At 43.0% G+C, this 20,440-nt stretch carries 15 protein-coding genes; 6 read left to right on the top strand and 9 right to left on the bottom strand.

Annotated elements, in window-relative coordinates; translation table 11 throughout:
- Positions 1 to 45: 45 nt before the first annotated feature.
- The 4 genes from gcvP to VCM39_RS11050 form a co-directional block, all read right to left on the bottom strand.
- A complete protein-coding gene (gcvP, locus tag VCM39_RS11065; RefSeq protein WP_322932670.1) occupies positions 46 to 2,895 on the bottom strand; it encodes an aminomethyl-transferring glycine dehydrogenase in 2,850 nt (949 codons plus the stop codon).
- 71 nt (positions 2,896 to 2,966) lie between these two features.
- Positions 2,967 to 3,605: an MBL fold metallo-hydrolase gene (locus VCM39_RS11060; RefSeq protein WP_221650004.1), complete on the bottom strand. Its 639-nt coding sequence runs from the start codon at positions 3,603 to 3,605 to the stop codon at positions 2,967 to 2,969.
- Between the two features lie 28 nt (positions 3,606 to 3,633).
- Positions 3,634 to 4,254 carry a 16S rRNA (guanine(527)-N(7))-methyltransferase RsmG gene (gene rsmG / locus VCM39_RS11055; protein WP_322932671.1) on the bottom strand — a complete coding sequence of 207 codons (621 nt, stop codon included), beginning with the start codon at positions 4,252 to 4,254 and terminating at the stop codon, positions 3,634 to 3,636.
- 28 nt (positions 4,255 to 4,282) lie between these two features.
- Complete coding sequence (locus VCM39_RS11050) at positions 4,283 to 5,134, bottom strand: DUF3298 and DUF4163 domain-containing protein (protein ID WP_221650002.1); 852 nt, start codon at positions 5,132 to 5,134, stop codon at positions 4,283 to 4,285.
- Positions 5,135 to 5,274: 140 nt separating this feature from the next.
- Between VCM39_RS11050 and VCM39_RS11045 the strand changes: the two genes are divergently transcribed.
- The 5 genes from VCM39_RS11045 (at position 5,275) to lipB (ending at position 11,802) form a co-directional block, all read left to right on the top strand.
- The gene (locus VCM39_RS11045; RefSeq protein WP_289291811.1) at positions 5,275 to 5,670 is read left to right on the top strand and encodes a hypothetical protein; all 396 of its coding nucleotides are present in this window, start codon (positions 5,275 to 5,277) and stop codon (positions 5,668 to 5,670) included.
- 329 nt (positions 5,671 to 5,999) lie between these two features.
- Positions 6,000 to 8,216 carry a TonB-dependent receptor gene (locus VCM39_RS11040; protein WP_322932672.1) on the top strand — a complete coding sequence of 739 codons (2,217 nt, stop codon included), beginning with the start codon at positions 6,000 to 6,002 and terminating at the stop codon, positions 8,214 to 8,216.
- A gap of 135 nt (positions 8,217 to 8,351) precedes the next feature.
- A complete protein-coding gene (locus VCM39_RS11035; protein ID WP_195350303.1) occupies positions 8,352 to 8,663 on the top strand; it encodes a heavy-metal-associated domain-containing protein in 312 nt (103 codons plus the stop codon).
- Positions 8,664 to 8,815: 152 nt separating this feature from the next.
- On the top strand, positions 8,816 to 11,032 hold the full coding sequence (locus VCM39_RS11030; protein ID WP_221649998.1) for a heavy metal translocating P-type ATPase: 2,217 nt from the start codon (positions 8,816 to 8,818) through the stop codon (positions 11,030 to 11,032).
- A gap of 104 nt (positions 11,033 to 11,136) precedes the next feature.
- The gene (gene lipB, locus VCM39_RS11025; protein ID WP_221649997.1) at positions 11,137 to 11,802 is read left to right on the top strand and encodes a lipoyl(octanoyl) transferase LipB; all 666 of its coding nucleotides are present in this window, start codon (positions 11,137 to 11,139) and stop codon (positions 11,800 to 11,802) included.
- 5 nt (positions 11,803 to 11,807) lie between these two features.
- Here the strand turns inward: lipB and VCM39_RS11020 are convergent, their stop codons facing one another.
- From VCM39_RS11020 to VCM39_RS11000, 5 genes are all read right to left on the bottom strand, one after another.
- Positions 11,808 to 12,503, bottom strand: coding sequence for an SGNH/GDSL hydrolase family protein (locus tag VCM39_RS11020; RefSeq protein ID WP_323673970.1), 696 nt, complete (start codon positions 12,501 to 12,503; stop codon positions 11,808 to 11,810).
- Positions 12,504 to 12,511: 8 nt separating this feature from the next.
- Positions 12,512 to 13,291, bottom strand: a complete 780-nt coding sequence (locus VCM39_RS11015; RefSeq protein ID WP_221649996.1) for an N-acetylmuramoyl-L-alanine amidase-like domain-containing protein — start codon at positions 13,289 to 13,291, stop codon at positions 12,512 to 12,514.
- 2 nt (positions 13,292 to 13,293) lie between these two features.
- Positions 13,294 to 16,521 (bottom strand): glycoside hydrolase family 2 TIM barrel-domain containing protein, encoded by a 3,228-nt coding sequence (locus tag VCM39_RS11010; RefSeq protein ID WP_322932674.1) that lies wholly within the window; start codon positions 16,519 to 16,521, stop codon positions 13,294 to 13,296.
- A gap of 33 nt (positions 16,522 to 16,554) precedes the next feature.
- Complete coding sequence (locus VCM39_RS11005) at positions 16,555 to 18,543, bottom strand: OPT family oligopeptide transporter (protein ID WP_322932675.1); 1,989 nt, start codon at positions 18,541 to 18,543, stop codon at positions 16,555 to 16,557.
- 115 nt (positions 18,544 to 18,658) lie between these two features.
- Positions 18,659 to 19,051, bottom strand: a complete 393-nt coding sequence (locus tag VCM39_RS11000) for a DUF1573 domain-containing protein (RefSeq protein WP_221649993.1) — start codon at positions 19,049 to 19,051, stop codon at positions 18,659 to 18,661.
- Between the two features lie 105 nt (positions 19,052 to 19,156).
- Here VCM39_RS11000 and VCM39_RS10995 point away from each other — a divergent pair, with 105 nt between their 5' ends.
- A complete protein-coding gene (locus VCM39_RS10995; protein ID WP_221649992.1) occupies positions 19,157 to 20,290 on the top strand; it encodes an aldose epimerase family protein in 1,134 nt (377 codons plus the stop codon).
- The last annotated feature ends 150 nt before the right edge of the window (positions 20,291 to 20,440 follow it).

Genomic DNA, 20,440 nt, shown 5'->3' with positions numbered 1-20,440 from the left:
TTAGCTGCGCTGTCACGCTGCATAGTAATTTTCAACTTTCAACTTTCAACTAAACGAACCGTACCTTGTTGGCAACAGTTTTCTGTCTCCCAATGTATTATCTACGCGCGCCACATTTACCCAGAATTTGTTTTCACGTACGCTTTCTATCGGGTAGGCAGCTTTTTCACGTGTATAGCTGTGTTCCCAGTGGTCGTTCACGATCTCGTATTCCGGATGCGGAGCATTTATTAGTACGTTATCTTCCACGCTTGCTTCGCCATTTTTCACTTCCTGGATTTCTTTCCATATCGTCTGCATCACGGTTACAAAATTATCCAGTTCCCACAAACTTTCACTTTCTGTAGGTTCAATCATCAGTGTTCCGTGAACAGGGAAGGAGAGAGTAGGAGCATGATATCCATAATCCATAAGACGTTTTGCGATGTCGTTCTCGCTGATTCCTGTTTCCTCATGTACTTTGCGGCATTCCAGAATCATTTCGTGTCCTACGAAACCATTGGCTCCGCGATATACGATACCATATGTGTCTTTCAGGCAGGCAGCCAGATAATTGGCATTGAGGATAGCGGCTTTTGTTGCCATAGTCAAACCTTCGGTGCCCATCATGCGGATATAGCCGTACGTGATAGGTAGTATTCCTGCACTACCAAAAGGAGCGGCAGATACTTCATTTATCGGATTACCAAACAATCCGTGACCCGGGAGGAATGGTATCAGGTGTTCGGCTACACAAATAGGACCTACACCGGGGCCACCACCACCATGGGGAGATGCAAAGGTCTTATGCAGATTCAGATGGCAGACATCTGCGCCAATAAAGCCTGGGTTGGTTAGTCCTACCTGAGCATTCATATTTGCACCGTCCATATACACTTGTGCACCACAAGCGTGGATGATATCGCAGATCTCTACGATTTCTGTTTCAAAAATGCCGTGTGTAGACGGGTACGTAATCATCAGGGCGGCTAACTCTTCTTTGTTTTCTTCAGCTTTGGCACGAAGATCACTCATTTCTACATTGCCATGTTCGTCACAAGCACAAGTGATTGTTGTGAAGCCTGCCTGTATAGCCGATGCAGGATTCGTACCATGTGCCGATGCGGGTATCAGAATTTTGTTACGGTGTCCTTGACCAATACTTTCGAGGTAACTGCGAATCACACGAAGACCTGTATATTCACCTGCTGCACCGGAGTTCGGTTGCAAGCTGACACCGGCAAATCCGGTAATTATTTTCAGTTCATCACTCAGGTTTTCTATTAATTTACGATACCCCTCGGCCTGGTCTTCGGGTACCAACGGATGCATACACAGAAGGTCCGGACGACTCAGTGGTAACATTTCGGCAGCAGCATTCAGCTTCATGGTACACGAACCCAACGGAATCATAGATTGGGCAAGCGAGATATCCTTGCGGTCCAGTCTCTTGATATAACGCATCATTTCCGTTTCCGTATGGTATTTATTGAATACTTCGTGGGTAAGGAATGCACTCTGGCGTTTAAGTTCTTTAGAGAGTGTATCAGCATCGGGGATTTCAGTAATCTTCTGATAATCCTTCTCAGCAGCGATAGCGAAGATAGAAAGCAACATATTGGCAGCAGAAATATCAGTGGTTTCATCAATGCTGAAACCAACGTCACCATTGTCGAAATAGCGCAGATTCACTTCTTTGCTAAGGGCGATGGTACGTACTTGCGGTGCCGAAACATTGTCGGGCAATATGAAACGAAGCGTGTCGAAATAATGTTTGTTCACCTGCTTGTATCCCAATTTGCTGATCTCTTTTTCAAGGAAAGCACTGATACTGTGGATACGCGATGCAATATCCGTAATGCCTTGTTGACCATGATAAACAGCGTAGAATCCTGCCATTGTAGCCAGTAATGCTTGGGCGGTACAGATGTTGGAAGTAGCTTTTTCACGTTTGATATGTTGCTCACGGGTTTGCAGAGCCATGCGATAACACATCTTTCCGTACTTATCTTTTGACCAGCCAATGATACGTCCCGGCATGTTGCGTTTAAATTCGTCACGGGTAGCGAAATAGGCTGCTGAAGGACCACCGTAGAACATCGGTGTTCCCAGTCTTTGCGTTGTACCGAATACAATGTCTGCTCCCCATTCACCCGGAGGCACGATGAGTGCAAGACTCAACAGATCGGCAGCTACAGCTACTTTACAATCAGCCTCATGTGCCTTTTCAGTGAAACTGCGATAATCTTCAATACTTCCGTCCGAATTGGGATACTGGAGGATGCAGGCGAATACTTCCGGAGTCGGTTCAAATTCCTGATACTTGCCTATGCGTAGCTCAATACTTTGTGGTATGGCACGTGTATTCATCACAGCCAGCGTTTGCGGGAAAATGTTCTCATCAACGAATACAACATTAGCTCCCGACTTTTGCTTATCGCGCGGGCGCAGTCCGTACATCATTGTAACTGCTTCTGCGGCGGCGGTGGCTTCGTCCAGTAAGGAACAGTTAGCTAATGGCATAGCTGTAAGATCGCAAACGGCTGTCTGGAAATTCATTAATGCTTCCAGGCGTCCTTGTGATACTTCTGCCTGGTAAGGTGTATAAGAGGTGTACCATACAGGGTTCTCGAACACATTTCTCTGAATTACGGCAGGGGTGATGGTATTATACCAGCCCATTCCGATATAAGTGGTGAATAGTTTATTCTGACCAGCCAGTTCGGCAATGTGCTTGCTGAATTCATATTCGGTCATAGCCGGAGGCAATGCCAATGGTTCTTTGAGCCGGATATTGACCGGTATTGTTTTATCAATCAGTTCATCAAGGGTGCTTACGCCTATCTTGCGGAGCATCACTTCAATGTCTTTTTCGCTAACACCTATATGGCGATTGGCGAATGAATCGGTTTTCATATTAATTAGTTTTTAAGTTGCTCATATGGATTGTATAATCGCTTGGCGTAGATTCTCCGTATGCGAAACAGTTATCGGAAGAACGGATTTTCCGCTTTTTCCATACCGATGGTAGTTGGTGCTCCGTGTCCCGGATAAACCACAGTTTCGTTGGGAAGAATGAACAGACGGCTACAGATGTGTTCTTTTAGTTCATCAAAATTGCCTCCCGTTAAATCGGCACGTCCGATGCTGCCTTGAAAAAGTACATCTCCGGAGAACATACAGTTCTCTGCTTTACAATAATATACGAGGCTTCCCGGAGAGTGTCCCGGTACGTGAATTGCTTCCAGCGATATATTTCCGAAGGTGATTATATCTCCGTCATGCAGATATTTCCCCAATGGCACAGGAGGTTCCTGTAGTTGGAAACCGAACATACGGCTCTGCTTCGGAGCTTCTTCGATCCAGTATTCATCCGCTTGGCTGGCTTCTGCTGAAAGACCGAACTCTTTCAGCATGAACGGATTTCCAAAGATGTGGTCCAGATGCAGGTGCGTATTCAGCAAATGTTTCACTGTTAACCCATTGGTGTTGATGAAGTTTTTCAATGCTTGTTTCTCTTCATCATAGAAGCAGCCTGGGTCTATGACAACTGCTTCTTTTGTTTCATCCCATAATACATAACAATTTACGGGAAACATATTAAATTCAAATCTCTTTATTTTCATGATTATTTGACGTTACGTATCTATCTATTTATACGGTCACATATACCACTTTCTTTGTCTGGAAGAATTCTTCCTTAAAATCTTCACTTAAGCTGTGCAAGGTGATTTTATGCTTGAACGGCATTGCTTCATGTTCAAGTTCTCCACCTTTGAGACAGATTAAACCATTTGGCAATGCATTTTGTTGCCGGGGTGAGATGTTCTTTTTGATGATTTTGATTAAATCTGCCAACGGCATAACAGCGCGGCTCACTACAAAGTCGAATAACTGTTTCTCTTCTTCGGCACGTGCATGGCGGAAGGTTACATTTTTCAGCCCGATGGCATTGGCTACTTCAGTAGCTACGCGCACCTTTTTTCCGATACTGTCTACCAGATGAAACTTTACATCAGGAAAAAGTATAGCTAACGGAATACCGGGAAAACCACCGCCCGTACCCAAGTCCATAATGCTGGTACCGGGACGAAACTGAATCACTTTGGCAATACCCAGTGAATGCAACACATGATGTTCGTACAAGTTTTCGATGTCTTTACGCGAAATAACGTTGATTTTAGCATTCCAGTCGATGTATAGGTCGTATAGAGCAGCTAATTGTCTGCGCTGTTCTTCCGTAAGGTCTGGAAAATATTTTAGTATGATTTCCACTGCTTTGTTTAATGTATGAGTTATATTTTTAATTTTTCAGTTCACCAATAATCGGGTTACTACCCAGCATATGCTCCAGCATCTGGAACGGCAGGGATACTATAACCGGTCCCATTGCGTATGGAGTGATATCATATACATTATAGTAGAAAGTAATTCCGTCTTTGTTGAGATAGAAGTTTTCTGTAGCGGCTATTTCGCCTGTTGATCCATAGCCCATATCTTCCAGTTCGGCACGTGTCTTGGCTCCGTTATCCGCCATAAGCTGATTCCAGATAAGATCGGTCAGTGGCTCCTGATAATCTCCAACAAAAATATCGTCCAGACGTAACGGACGCATCAGACCGAGGTCGAAGTTAAGATAAGTAGTCATGTAGATGCCATGGGCCCCACCTGTATATTCATTGTAGTTAATACGATATACAAGCAAATTCTTTTCATAGAGCTGTACATGGCTTTCGATTCCTTTGTAATAAGAGTACCATGCACCTACGGATGATTCATTTTCTTTATCTTTTTCATCTTCCAGATACATAGGTTCCAAGTCGCGGCGATACTCACTGATATATGTCTCTGTATATTGCTTTACTACTTCCTGAGGTTTCTCTCCCATGTATTTATCGCCGAAACAAGCAGCAATGAAATATTTATCCAACGTATCTTTCAGTAATTCGTCAGATGATTTGGAGGGATAGGCAAAGTTTATCAGCAGGTTGCAGGCTGGTTTGGCTGTATCTCCAAAGAGATGTGCCGTCTTGTTCACTTGTATGCTATCGAATTCCAGTGAACCGGTATCTTTTTTCATCTTGTCACCACAAGAAAATAAAAAGCCGCTTGCCGCAAGTATAACTGCAAGTAGGCTGACATATTGTTTTTTCATAAGGGCTTTTTCTTTAAATTCAACATTTGTTAGGCTATTCCCTATCGACAAATATAGAACATATTAACGAATAGAACGAATAAAAAAGAAAAAAATAATGTGCTGAAACGGTTAAATCTCCCTATCTTTGTTCCGAATTTATGAGAAGACTTCGATACATACTGGTTGCTATGCTCTCCCTGTTGATTATTTACGCTGGGGTGGGAGTCTCTGTTGTCCATTACTGCTGTGTCGGTTGCGAAACTGCGCAGACTTGCTGCACCAGTGGTTGCCCTAAATGTAATAAAGCTCATCATCAGTCAGATAAATCATGTAAAGACGAAGGTTGTACAGCTACTATCTATAAAGTAGATTTGATGAAACATTCGTGCGAAGCCTCTGTTGCTGCGCCCGTGATACAACTTATCTGTGAATTGTTACCGGACTTCCAATTCCTTCCGTCTTTTAATAAATGGCAGGAAGTATCTTATGCTGTCCCTCCGCATCCTGTCAGTTCGCGGTATTATCTGGCTCTTTATTCAACTCTTCTTATTTAGCCAAAAGTATATAAGAAAGGTATACGTGTTGGTAGTGTTTCATAGTACTGCTTTCACTATTCCTTGTGTTTGTATCTTTAGGTTTCAGAATGTAAAACATCCCCATGTTCTTTATGAAAACATCCCCATGTTGTGTACTAAAACATCCGGGTGTTTTGTATAACAACATCCGGATGTTCTGATTTCTCATCTCATATGTTATACAGATAAGATATTGGTAAACAGAATGTAAAGAAGCCTGTAAATGTACGAATACAGAATGTACTTTTCATGCAACCGTGTTGCACAGGTTATTTTGTAAATTTGCACCATGAAATGAATTAATTTATATGAAATATATATTTTTATTATTTACTCTCTTCACTTTCCATGCTTTACAGGCACAGGTGACGGGAATTGTAAAAGACAACACCGGAGAACCCATTCCCGGTGCCAATGTGTTTTGGATGAATACTACAAACGGTGTGACAACTACCGAAGAGGGCCGGTTCTCTATTTCCAAACCAGCTAAAAGCCATATGCTTGTCGTTAGCTTTATCGGTTTTGAGAATGACACAATTCATGTCAGCAGTAAGAATCAGGAACTTGATATAGTTCTTCACGAAGGTGTTGAATTAGGTGAGGTGAACATTGTAAGCCGGAAACTCGGTACGATGAAATTGCGAAACAGCGTGATGAATGAAGATATCATCAGCAGTGCTGAGCTGACACGTGCAGCCTGCTGTAATCTTGGCGAAAGCTTTGTTACTAATCCCTCAGTAGATGTCAGCTATTCGGATGCTGCAACGGGAGCCAAGCAGATAAAGTTACTGGGACTCTCGGGTATGTATGTACAGATGATGACGGAAAATATTCCTAATTACAGGGGGGCTGCTGCACCCTACGGTCTGGGATATGTGCCCGGCCCGTGGATGCAGAGTATCCAAGTTAGCAAAGGTAGTTCTTCGGTAAAAAATGGCTATGAGTCTATCACCGGGCAGATCAATGTAGAGTTCAAGAAACCTCAGCTCCCGGAGGCGGACTGGGTATCGGCCAATCTGTTTGCCAGTAGTACGAGCCGTTATGAAGCCAATGCTGATGCAACGATAAAACTCTCCAAACGGTGGAGTACTTCACTGCTGGCACATTATGAAAATGAAACAAAAGCACATGATGCAAATGATGATGGCTTTGCCGATATTCCCCGGGTAGAGCAGTATAATTTGTGGAACCGTTGGGCGTATATGGGCGATCACTATGTCTTTCAGGCAGGTATCAAGGGATTATCTGAACGTCGTAACAGCGGACAGGTCAGTCATGGGAAAGAACCGGCACATGATCTTTATGAAATAGGTATTAAAACGGATCGTTACGAAGCTTTCACCAAGAATGCTTATATATTTAATAAGGAGAAGAATACCAATCTTGCCCTTATCCTCCAAGGGACGATTCACAATCAGGATGCTACCTATGGTCTTAAACTCTATGATGTGGATCAGAGTAATGTGTATGCCTCTCTGCTTTTTGAGACGGAGTTCAGTAAGCAACACAGCCTTTCTACCGGATTGAGTTTCAATTATGATGGATATAATCAACATTATCGCCTGACCAACGATGCAGGGCAGGGATTGACAAAGGCTTTGGTAAAAGAATCTGTTCCCGGAGCATATATTCAGTACACATTTAATTTGAATGATAAATTGATGCTTATGGGTGGACTTCGCGGAGATCATAGCAGTAAATATGGTTTCTTTGTAACTCCCCGTGCGCACATCAAATATAATCCGAATGAGTATGTCCATTTTCGGCTTTCAGCTGGAAAAGGCTATCGCACCAATCATGTACTGGCAGAGAACAATTATCTGCTTGCCAGCAGCAGGAAGGTAAAGATAGCTGATCATCTTAATCAGGAAGAAGCCTGGAATTATGGAGCAAGTGTTTCAACCTATATTCCTTTATTTGGTAAGACTTTGAATATTAATGCGGAATATTATTACACTGATTTCCTGAAACAGGTTGTTGTGGATATGGATACAGCCCCCCATGAAGTGTCATTCTACAATCTGGACGGACGTTCTTACTCACAAGTGTTGCAATTGGAAGCGAACTATCCGCTTTTCAAGGGTTTCACCCTGACGGTTGCTTATCGTCTGATAGATGCAAAGACAACTTATAACGGGAAGTTATTGGAGAAACCTCTGACCAGTAAGTATAAAGGACTTTTGACGGCCTCTTATCAAACGCCACTTGGATTGTGGCAATTTGATGCAACGTTGCAGTTGAACGGTGGGGGAAGGATGCCGAATCCATATACACTTGCTGATGGTAGTCCGTCATGGGAGGCGCGCTATGGCAGCTTTGAGCAACTGAGTGCACAAGTGACGCGTTATTTCCGTCGTTGGTCTGTCTATGTGGGTGGGGAGAACCTGACAAACTTTAAACAACAGAATCCGATTATAGATGCCGCTAATCCATGGGGAGAAAATTTTGATTCGACCATGATATGGGGGCCAATGCATGGAGCAAAGGCGTATATAGGGGTTCGTTTTAATTTACCGAGAATGTAGAAGAGAGTAGTTAAGTAGTCAAAGTAGTTAAGTAGTAAGTAGCAGAGTGCTAACGTTATCCTGCCATATACATTTTAACTACCTCTACTTACTACTTAACTACTTTGACTACTTAACTACTAAAAAAAACAGTTTATGAAAACAAGAAGAATGGTAGCTGCTCTAGCAGTAGCTTTATTGAGTGTGACAGCCGTTATGGCAAAAGATATCCGTACGGCAGTGTTTAAAGTATCGCAGATGCATTGTGAAAATTGTGAACGAAAAGTGAAAGATAACATCAAGTTTGAGAAGGGAGTAAAAGAGTTCTCTACAGACTTGAAAACGAAAACCGTTTCTATCACTTATGACGCTGACAAGACAAATGTAGAGAAACTGAAAGCTGGATTTAAGAAGTTTAATTATGAAGCTGAGTTTGTGAAAGAAGCAAAGCAGGCAGAAAAGAAGTAATTGAACAAACGTCCCGGAGAGATTGTTTTAATAGTGATGAGTAAGTAGTGATAAGTGATTAGCAAGCTACGCTGTATGCCGTATGGCGCTTATCACTCATCGCTTATCACTACTCACTTATCACTATTCACTAATCGCTAATTAATAATATTATGAGTACTATTACAAAGAAAGCGTTTCCTGTGCTGAACATGCACTGTGCAGGATGTGCTAATAATGTTGAAAAGACAGTTCGTAAGTTGCCGGGTATTGTAGATGCTTCGGTCAATCTTGCTACCAATACGCTCTCTGTCTCATATGAAGCCGACAAACTGACTCCCGGAGAAATTCGTGCCGCTGTATTGTCCGGTGGTTATGACCTTATAATAGAAGAGGGTAATCTTAAAGAAGAACGAAAGGAAGAGGCGCAACAGCAACACTACCGAAAGCTGAAGATGCAGGTTATCGGAGCTTGGATATTTGCAGTCCCTATGCTGTTTCTTTCTATGGTTTTTATGCATGTACCATACTCAAATGAACTGCAATTGTTACTCACTCTTCCGGTGATGATACTTTTTGGTGGTTCATTCTATACGGGTGCCTGGAAGCAAGCCAAACAGGGGCGTAGCAATATGGATACTTTAGTAGCGTTGAGTACCTCTATTGCATTTCTGTTTAGTGCATTTAATACTTTCTTTCCCGAATTCTGGTATAGCCGGGGACTGGAGCCACATGTTTATTATGAGGCCTCCGTTGTTATCATCGCTTTTGTATTGACAGGTAAGTTAATGGAAGAACGTGCCAAAGGTAATACTTCAACTGCTATCAAAAAACTGATGGGATTACAACCCAAAGTAGCGCGTATCGTGCGTAATGGCATTGAAGAAGAAGTTTTAATCGACCAGTTACAGGTAGGTGATCTTGTGGTGGTCCGTCCCGGCGAACAGATTCCTGTGGATGGGATTCTTGCCGAAGGAGAATCTTTTGTAGACGAAAGTATGATAAGTGGCGAGCCGATTCCTGTTGAAAAGAAACAAGGCGACAAGGTGCTTGCCGGAACAATCAATCAACGAGGTTCTTTTATAATAAAGGCTTCACAGGTAGGAAGTGAGACGGTACTGGCCCGTATTATCCGCATGGTACAAGAGGCCCAGGGAAGCAAGGCACCTGTACAGCGTATCGTTGACCGTGTAACGGGAATTTTCGTTCCTGTGGTTCTTGGTATTGCCATACTTACCTTTGTGCTTTGGCTGGTAATAGGTGGAACAGAATACTTCTCATACGCCATGCTTTCTGCAGTTTCGGTATTGGTAATTGCCTGTCCGTGTGCTTTGGGACTTGCCACACCTACCGCACTTATGGTAGGTATTGGCAAAGCTGCCAGTCAGCACATTCTGATAAAAGATGCGGTGGCTTTGGAGCAGATGCGCAAGGTCGATGTAGTGGTACTTGACAAAACCGGGACATTGACAGAAGGGCATCCTACCGTAAGCGGGTGGTTATGGGCACAAACGCAGGAAGAGTGTTTCAAGAATGTTCTTCTGGCTGCTGAAATGAAATCAGAACATCCCCTTGCCGGGGCTATTGTCACCTCTCTGCAGGATGAGGAAAAGGTTGTTCCTGCACCACTTGAAAGTTTTGAAAGTATTACAGGAAAAGGGGTGAAGGTGGTTTATGAAGGCGATCTGTTCTGGGTAGGTAGCCACAAGTTACTTAAAGATTTTGATGCTATTGTTACGGATGTAATGGCAGATATGCTTGTGCAATATGAATCCGAAGGAAACGGAATCATTTATTTTGGCCGTGAGAATCAGTTATTGGCTATTATCGCTGTTACAGATGCAATAAAATCTACCTCTTCCGAAGCTGTGAAGGAACTGAGACGCCAAGGTATTGATATTTGTATGCTGACAGGTGACGGACAACGTACGGCTTTGGCGGTAGCCGGGAAATTGGGTATAGACCGTTTTATTGCAGATGCTTTGCCGGATGACAAAGAGGACTTTATCCGTGAGTTGCAATTACAGGGAAAGACTGTAGCAATGGTGGGTGATGGAATTAATGATTCGCAGGCACTGGCTCTGGCGGATGTCAGTATAGCCATGGGCAAGGGAACGGATATTGCAATGGATGTGGCTATGGTTACTCTGATGACTTCTGATTTGCTGTTGCTTCCGAAAGCATTTAACTTATCCCGGCAGACTGTGAGACTTATTCATCAGAATCTGTTTTGGGCATTTATTTATAATCTCATAGGCATTCCTATTGCTGCCGGCATACTCTTTCCATTGAATGGATTATTACTGAATCCGATGCTTGCAAGTGCTGCTATGGCATTCTCAAGTGTGAGTGTAGTATTAAATTCATTGAGTTTGGGAAGGAGGAAATGATTTTAGAGTTATAATTTATGAAGTGTGATTTATTATACTGCTTTATTGGAGTTTTAATATAGTTCATGCTTCATAAATCATAATTCTCTTTTATCTTTGTCTTTATGAAAACGATTGTAATTGATTGGAATCTTATCCCGTATGCCGAAGCCTGGCAACGGCAGACTGAATATTTTGACACCCTTGTCCGGGCCAAACAAAACGGAGAAGAGTATGAGAACTGCATAATTCTGTGTGAACATCCTCCTGTTTATACTTTGGGACGTAGCGGAAAAGAAAATAATATGCTTTTGAGTGAAGCACAGTTAGAAAAGATTGGTGCTACACTTTACCATATTGATCGCGGTGGAGATATAACTTATCATGGTCCGGGACAGTTGGTTTGCTATCCTATTCTTAATCTTGAAGAGTTTGATCTCGGATTGAAAGAATACGTACATTTACTGGAAGAAGCCGTTATTCGTGTTTGTGCTTCTTATGGCATCACTGCCGGAAGGCTGGAGAAAGCAACTGGAGTGTGGTTGGAAGGAGATACTTCCCGCGCCCGTAAGATTTGTGCGATAGGAGTGAGGAGTAGCCATTATGTCACAATGCATGGACTGGCGTTGAATGTAAATACCGATTTGCGTTATTTCAGCTATATACATCCCTGTGGGTTTATAGATAAAGGCGTTACTTCACTGCGTCAGGAACTGGGATTTGAGATCCCGATGTCCGAAGTGAAGCAACGCCTTGAACTTGAAATAAAGAGCCTGCTTACGCGATCTTGAATTCGTTATTTCAGAGCTTTAGCGATAGCCTTTTCAACCATTGGCTGCATGATTTCATATCCTTTCTTATTGGGATGTACGCCATCTTTTGACAAATCAGCAGGTAATCCATTTCTCTCATCAGCCATTGCGGAGAAGTAATCCAGATAGATAAATTTATTCTTTTCTGCATAAGCTTTAATCCATTTGTTCAGTTCAGGAATCTTCACATTAGGTTCCATACCCGGACGCCAGGGATAATCAAAAGCGGGAAGTACAGAGCAGAGGATTACTTTAATGCCATTCGCTTTGGCAAGCTGGGCCATAGATGCCAGATTATCTTCTATCATTTCAAGGGTAGAAGGGCCTGTATTTCCTGCTATATCATTTGTTCCGGCAAGTATCACTACTACCTTCGGCTGTAAGTCAATCACATCCTGACGGAAGCGAATCAACATCTGCGGAGTAGTCTGTCCGCTAATACCACGATTGATATAAGGGCGGTCTTTGAAAAACTCCGGGCAGTTGTGAAGCCATCCGATTGTAATGGAATTACCCATAAATACGACGCGTTTTTCTCCTTTTGCAGGAGCACCCAGTGCTGCGTTGTCTTTCTGGAACTGTTTTAAGTTAGCCCAATCCTGTGCGACAATGTTGCCACTCATAAGGAACAGGCTGATAAGTAAAAGATAAATTGTTTTCATTTTCTTTGTCGTTTTCATCATTGTTTTTATTTTTTCATTCTGATTACGCGTATTCCTGTCCAACTGTTGTTACGGTCGAGCAGGCGACTCAGTGCAAGTTTTTCTACTAATACTTTTCCTTTTGAAGAAGAGGCATGAAGCAGACATAGATTACCTTTTATATAAATGGCAATTCCCATATGAGCCACATCCAGTCCCGGGGTGTTTGTAGTAATGGCGATGATGTCTCCGTTTTTAATCCAGGGAAGTCCCGTTACGGGTAATGCATCTTTGGGTAACCAATGAACTTCGTGTCCTGTCAACGCTTTTTCATAACCTGCCATTTTACTGACATTGGCCGGGGAATTAGCAAGTTGTTTATACTGTTGCGGATGAGTAGACATGTACGAGAGAGATAATTTCTGTGTATATGGGCTATTGGCAGCGGTTACATCTTCCATGATTCCTTCGCGTACTCCGTTGTTTATCCAGTCGGCAATGTAGTGCAAACGTGAAGTGTATCCGTCAATCTTTCCGCCGCGATACCGGATACGTTGCAGGTTCTCTGCGAAATCACCTTCACGCATATCTTTATCCTGGGTGGGGCAGAGAGACATGGCAAGCACATATTCTACAAGAGTGGTGCAGTCTACTTCGTCGCAATTGATAATAAGATCTTCTTCGTCATCCATTTCCAGCGTGTGGGCAGAGTATGGAGTATCGATAAATGTCTGGGCATTGGTTAGCATAAGATTGGTTTCCTGTTGCGCTGCAACCGGGCCACCCAGTAAACAGGTGGCCAGTAAAAATGAACTGATTGTTTTCATTATTAATATTGATAAATTAAGTTTCTGAAATCGGTTTTACGACCGAAAGGAACCAGTGTAAAGCCATATTCAACAACATTCTGTACACCGGTACGAATCAGATAAGGCTCGTGTGCAAGTGCTCCCCAGCTATTATCACCACCGACACCCATCATGCGGTAATCAATAAAGAGATCTACCATCTTTTCCGGTTTCGGATCAGTGAGATGACGGTGGTTGGTTTCGGCTGTACGCGGGGCAGCGTTGTGCAAATCGTCTCCGCTATCAAGGGTTTCGAGTGGATAGTTTGAGGCGTTCATTTCGAAAGTACGGTCGGCTACAAGGAGCAATCCTGCACCGGATTTATTGGTAAGTGCACACCAGTAAATATCTGTGCGGTGATTGTTTTCCTGTGGGCGAATGTAGGGTTCGTACATCTTTTTGATAGGAGTGGAGTATTCACCAAAGAACTGTGAGGTACGGCGGTCGCGATAGTTTTCTTCTGGTCCGCGTCCGTAGTAAGTAAGTGTGGTGAATGTTTCCGGCATTTGCATACGCAGGCCGATACGTGGAATCATCGGAGTCTTTTCATTGGCTGCCACAAAGCGGTTATCTACCTTTATTACTCCGTTTGTGTAAATTTTGTAAATAATATCCCAAGTTGCGTCAGTTTGCGGGAATTGGTAAGTACAGGTCACTTCTCCGTTACAGGCATTGAAAGAGGCAGCCGTTATATCCTGATAACTTACTTCTTTCCATACTCCCAGTTTGCGTGGCAATCCTGCACCATAATCATTGTCAATCGGTGCACGCCAGAAGTTAGGATGTAATCCTTGTCCGTTGAGAATGTACTCTGCTCCGTTGTACTGGTAAGAGACGAGCAGTCCACTCTTCTTATTGAAAACAGCCTTGAAGTTCTTTCCTGAATAGATAACCTGTGTATCTGTTTCCTTCATGGGTGCAGCTTCTTGCTGAGCCACTTTGTCTTTGTGGAAAGTATAGATGTAGTTCTGTTCACGGGCTATTACTGTACCTGCCGGAAGGAATGGTTCCGGAGTGCGGACGGTAGCATAAAATTCGATGCGTACATCGCCGGTATTGGTTTGTGCCTGCGGGATACCTTTCAATTGTACGGTTACCGTCTCGCCCGGCGCTCCACTGACCTGGAATTTATCTGTATATATCTCATTTCCGTGATCGCGAATAATGTAGTGATAATCGTATTTATTCAGATTGGTAAAGCTGAAATCATTGTGTAAATCGACTGTTCTCTTGTCTTTGTTGAAGTTGATAAACTTGATATTCTGATACACTTTACCCATTTCCGTAGTATGCGGTTTCACAGTCCGGTCCGGATAAACAACGCCATTGATACAGAAATCTCCGTCGGAAGGAGTACCAAAGGCACCGTAATCACCACCATAGGTCCAGTATTTACGTCCGTTGGCAGTTTTCTCTGCAAAGCCTTGATCTACCCAATCCCAAATGCAACCACCTTGTAAGAGCGGATATTTCTCAATGATGTCCCAGTATTCTTGGAAATTACCCAGACTGTTTCCCATAGCATGTGCGTATTCACACAAAATGAGCGGGCGGGTATGTTTTGGATCCTTTGCGTATTTCTCGATGTCGGCAGGCCATGTGTACATCGGACAGTAGATATCCGAATTCCATTCCAGGTGTGCCTGTTCGTATTGTACCGGACGACTATCGAGTTCTTTCAGTGCACTATAAGTCTTGTAGAAGTTAACACCGTTTCCGGCCTCATTTCCCAATGACCACACAATCACCGAAGGATGGTTTTTATCACGTTCGTACATGTTGATGGTACGGTATACGTGTGCATCCATGAATAGACGGTTGTTGGCCAAAGTACCACCTACTTCGCGATTATATCCCATTCCGTGAGATTCGATATTGGCTTCATCAATCACATAGATTCCATATTCATCACATAGTTCGTAAAAACGTTCTTGTTGTGGATAGTGGCAGGTACGGACGGTGTTTACGTTGTACTTCTTCCAGAGTTCGAAGTCTTTCAACATCAGCTCTTCAGTGACGTAATGTCCGGTGTGTTCATCGTGTTCGTGTACATTTACACCTTTTACGAGAATTGGTTTACCATTGACGCAAAGCTGATTATTTTTCATTTCCACGGTACGGAAACCTACTTTCACACTGGTTGCTTCCATTACCTTACCACCTTCGGGTTTCTTCAGGCTGATAACAAGGGTGTACAGGTAGGGAGTTTCAGCTGTCCATTGTTTGGGGGTTTTGATGATATTGTCATCAAAAACAAATTCGTTCAGGCTTTGAGAGATGCCCGGAGCAGGCATTGCCTTTACAGCATAGTCTGAAGTAGCTACCTGTTGTCCGTCTTTATCAAGAAGTTTGTAAGAGATAACATATGAAGGATAAACCGGCTTGCCACTATTGGCTATTTTAATTTTGAATTTCAGGATACCGTTTTTGTAGTCAGCATCCAACGGGCTTTCCACTTTAAAGTCTGCAATACGGAGCTGGGGTTGTGCATAAAGATAGACATCTCTCTCAAAGCCACTCAATCGCCAAAAATCTTGACATTCCAAATAGTTGGCATCCGAAAAGCGGTGAATTTGTACGGCAAGCACATTCTTACCAGGTTTCACCTGCTTCGTGATGTTGAACCGGGCAGGAGTCTTTGCATCTTTATTCATTCCAATGAATACTCCGTTCAGGTAGTAGAATGCTGCACCTTTGGTTCCGTCGGCACTGAGGAATATTTCTTTTCCATCCCAGTTGGCAGGGAGGTTAAAGTCACGGCGATAGGTACCTGTCGGGTTCCATTCTTCCGGTACATACGGAGGATTGGGTTTATTCCAGTAGGGAGCATAGCCCGGTGAACAAAACTCATAAGTGGTATTTACGTAGATCGGAATCCCGAAACCCTGTCGTTCCCAGTTGCCGGGAACTTCAATATCTGCCCAGTCGCTTACATTTTTCTCAGGAAGCATAAAGTCTGTAGGGCGGGTGGAAAAGCTGTCTACATAGTTGAATTTCCATTTACCATTCAGCAAGAGGCGGAAAGTACCATCTTTGCGGTTGTTTACGGTTGCATCTTTTTCGTTGGTGTACGATGTGAAAGTACTGCGGGGAGTTTCACGGTTGATACTGGTTAGTTTAGGGTCGGTTATCTGCTTGTAACGATCCCCCTGGGCTGTGGAGCTCAGGGGGAGGATTACGAAACATGCAACCATTAATAGGTTTTTCATGAAAATAGTTTTTATATCGTTACTTGAGAAATATTACTTCACTTTCATCGAAGCTTTGATAAAATAAAGAATCAACAGGGCATAAGCACCTAGAGCGAGTACCTGCGACCAGGTATTATTCAGCCAGGCATCATTCACTAAATTGATACCACCAAAACGCATTGCTGCACTTACAACACCCATTAATGCACCACCGGCAATGAAACCGGAAGCAAGTAACGTACCTTTTTCGCCACGTTCAGTGTTCAGTGAAGTGTCTTTGCTGCGGCTGGTCACATACCAGTTAATGGCTCCACCTACTACCAAAGGCACATTCAGCTCCAACGGGATAAACATACCCAATGCAAAAGCAAGAGCAGGAATCTTACAGAGTGTCAAAATGATAGCTAATACCGCACCGATGCCGTAAAGCAACCAGGGTGCACCTACACCACTCATCAGTGGTTCGATAACGGCTGCCATAGCATTTGCCTGTGGTGCAGCCAGCGCTCCGCTTGTGAAACCATATGTTTTATTCAGGATAATCATGACTCCGCCTACCGTAGCAGCCGAAACAATTGTTCCTAAGAATTTCCATGCCTCCTGTTTGGCAGGAGTACTTCCCAGCCAGTAACCAATTTTCAGGTCGGTAATGAAACCACCTGCCATGGACAAGGCTGTACATACTACACCACCCATCACCAACGCAGCTACCATACCCGAAGGACCTTTCAATCCTACAGCTACCATTACAACAGAAGCCAGAATAAGCGTCATCAGTGTCATACCCGAAACAGGATTGGTACCAACAATTGCGATTGCATTGGCGGCCACTGTAGTAAACAGGAAAGAGATACCTGCCACCAGTACGATAGCCACTATTGTATGTACCAGATTACCCTGCATCACGTCAAAGTAGAAGAACAGGAAAATAAGAATCAGTGTGATGATAGAGCCGATAGCGATAATCTTCATAGAAAGGTCACGCTGTGTACGAATAATGTTTTTCTCAACATTCCCTTTGCCGCCCATCTCTTTGGCAGCCAACCCGACAGCACTTCTGATAATGCTCCATGATTTGATAATACCGATAACGCCAGCCATAGCAATACCACCGATACCGATACTTTTTGCGTAGTATTTGAATATCTCTTCGGGAGTCATCATACTTACGGTGTTAGTGATTTCCGGGTTCCATGCATTCAGCACGCTATCTCCCCAAAACATTGATATACCTGGTACAATAACCCACCATACTACCAGTGAACCGGCACAAATGATAGATGCATATTTTAATCCGACGATGTATCCCAGACCTAATACGGCAGCACCTGTATTTACTTTGAATACCAATTTGGCTTTCTCTGCCAGCATTTCACCGACACTGCATACACGGGTGGTAAAGTTTTCATTCCACCAGCCGAAAGTAGCTACAATGAAGTCGTACAAACCACCGATCATACCTGCCATTAATAATGGTTTGGCTTGGCTGCCTCCTTTTTCACCGGATATGAGTACCTGTGTGGTTGCTGTAGCCTCCGGGAAGGGGTATTTGCCATGCATATCACTAACAAAATATTTACGGAAAGGGATAAGAAACAAAATGCCCAATACACCACCCAACAGCGAACTGATGAATACCTGCATGAAAGTAACCGTCATCTCCGGATATTTAACTTGCAGAATGTACAAAGCGGGGAGTGTAAAGATGGCTCCGGCTACGATAACACCCGAACAAGCACCGATAGACTGGATAATCACATTTTCTCCTAATGCATTTTTGCGTTTTGCCGCGCCGGAAACACCTACCGCAATGATAGCAATAGGAATGGCAGCTTCGAATACCTGACCTACTTTCAGCCCCAGGTAGGCAGCGGCTGCCGAAAAAAGGATGGCCATGGTGATACCCCAAGTGACTGACCAGAAGTTTACTTCCGGATAATTTTTACCGGGACTCATCAGAGGGTTGTATACTTCGCCCGGTTTTAATTCTCTAAACGCATTCTCGGGCAAGCCGGTGAATTTGTCTTCTTCTTGTTTCATAGTTTCTATATAAATATTTAATGTGTTTAATTATGTATTCTGTAAATATGCATCAAAGAAAGCAAAAAAAAAGGAGAATCGAAAGATTCTCCTTACTGTTGTTGTCTATTTTTTCTCATTTAGCATCTTTTGCTGTCATATTACCTTCAATGTACAAACGCATCATTTCTGTTTTTGCATTTGTGCGAAGAGTAATTGACTTCTTGAAGTGTCCGGGGTATTTACCCGTTCCGTTGTATGTCACCTTGATTGTTCCTGTTTTTCCTGGAAGAATCGGTTCTTTTGTATAGTCGGGCACTGTACATCCGCAAGATGCTACAGCTTGATGAATAACCAAAGGAGCATCGCCGATATTGGTGAAAGTAAATACACAAGATACAACCGGATTGTTTTCTGAGAATGTTCCGAAATCATGAGTGGTTTTGTCAAACTTAATGTCGGCAGTTTGAGCAGATGCATAACTGATTCCCATTACCAACATTGCAACGAATAATGCTATTTTTTTCATATTCATTTCCTTTTTATGGTTTATGAATGACAAAGGTAGAGCTTTTTTTTAAAAATAATGCCGTATCTTTGCGAAATAGTATTAAAAAAAGACGAACAATAGCTTATGAATAGTAGAAGTATCATTTTTATAGCTTTTATTTTATTGCTGTGTGCATCTTGTGGAAAAGAAAAAGAGATGACACTTTCCGGTTTGGATGTACGGGACTTTCAGACGGAAGTAGACGGACAACTGACAAATTTGTATGTGCTTAAAAATCAGAATGGAATGGAGGTTTGCATTACAAACTATGGTGGGAGGGTAGTTTCGTTAATGGTACCGGACCGTAATGGAAAAATGGAGGACATCGTATGTGGATATCCTACTATTGCTGAGTATCTCGCTAAAAAACAGAACTTTGGTGCTACCATCGGACGATATATCGGTAGAATCATGTATTCTACTTTTACGTTGGATTCTATTACATATCATCTTGTTCCTAATACCGGAGAACATTGCGCTCACGGAGGAGATCCGGGCTTTGCTTCTAAAATATGGCAGGCAGAACAGCTGGATGAAAATGCACTGAAATTAAGTTTGTTTTCTCCGGATGGGGAGAATGGATTTCCTGGTAATTTGCAGGTACATGTTATTTTTGTGGTGACCAATGACAATGAACTGGATATTCATTACGAAGCGGAAACAGATAAACCTACTGTTATTAATCTGTCACATCACTCTTTCTTTAATATCTCCGGTGATTTCGATACGACAGTTGAAGACCAGTCTCTTTATATCAATGCGGATATGTATACTCCTTATGATTCGTTGAAATGTGTTACGGGAGAGATCTTACCGGTAGCGGGAACACCTTTTGATTTTACCACTCCTCATTTAATTGGTGAGCGTATTAATGAAAATGTAATGCAACTGAATATAGTGAAAGGATATGATCATAATTGGGTGCTGAATACGAACGGAGATGATACGAAGCTGGCGGCTCGTCTGGTAGATGCTAAAAGCGGACGTAGTATGGAGGTTTATACTACAGAACCTGGATTGCAGGTATATACGGCAAACGGATTGCGTGGTGCAATGGTAGGAAAGAAGGGGATTGCTTATCAGAAGCGTACGGCCGTTTGTCTGGAGACGCAACATTTTACGGATAGTCCTAATAAGCCACAATTCCCGTCCACAGTACTTCGTCCCGGAGAAAAATATTACAGTCATTGTGTGTATCGTTTCGGAGTAGTAGATTAAGAGTAAAAGTCTACGTTCGTCCTGTGTTTCCATTCACCAACTATCGCCTGATGCACTTCCCCGTGCGGGAAACATAACTTTCCATGAATTTTGGCTAATAAAAAAGTGCCGGTTGCATATTAACCAAATGCAATCGGCACTTTCTGTAAA

Source organism: Bacteroides mucinivorans (assembly GCF_034654355.2).
GTDB classification, from domain to species: domain Bacteria; phylum Bacteroidota; class Bacteroidia; order Bacteroidales; family Bacteroidaceae; genus Bacteroides; species Bacteroides nordii.
This window is presented reverse-complemented; position numbering and strand designations above follow the sequence as displayed.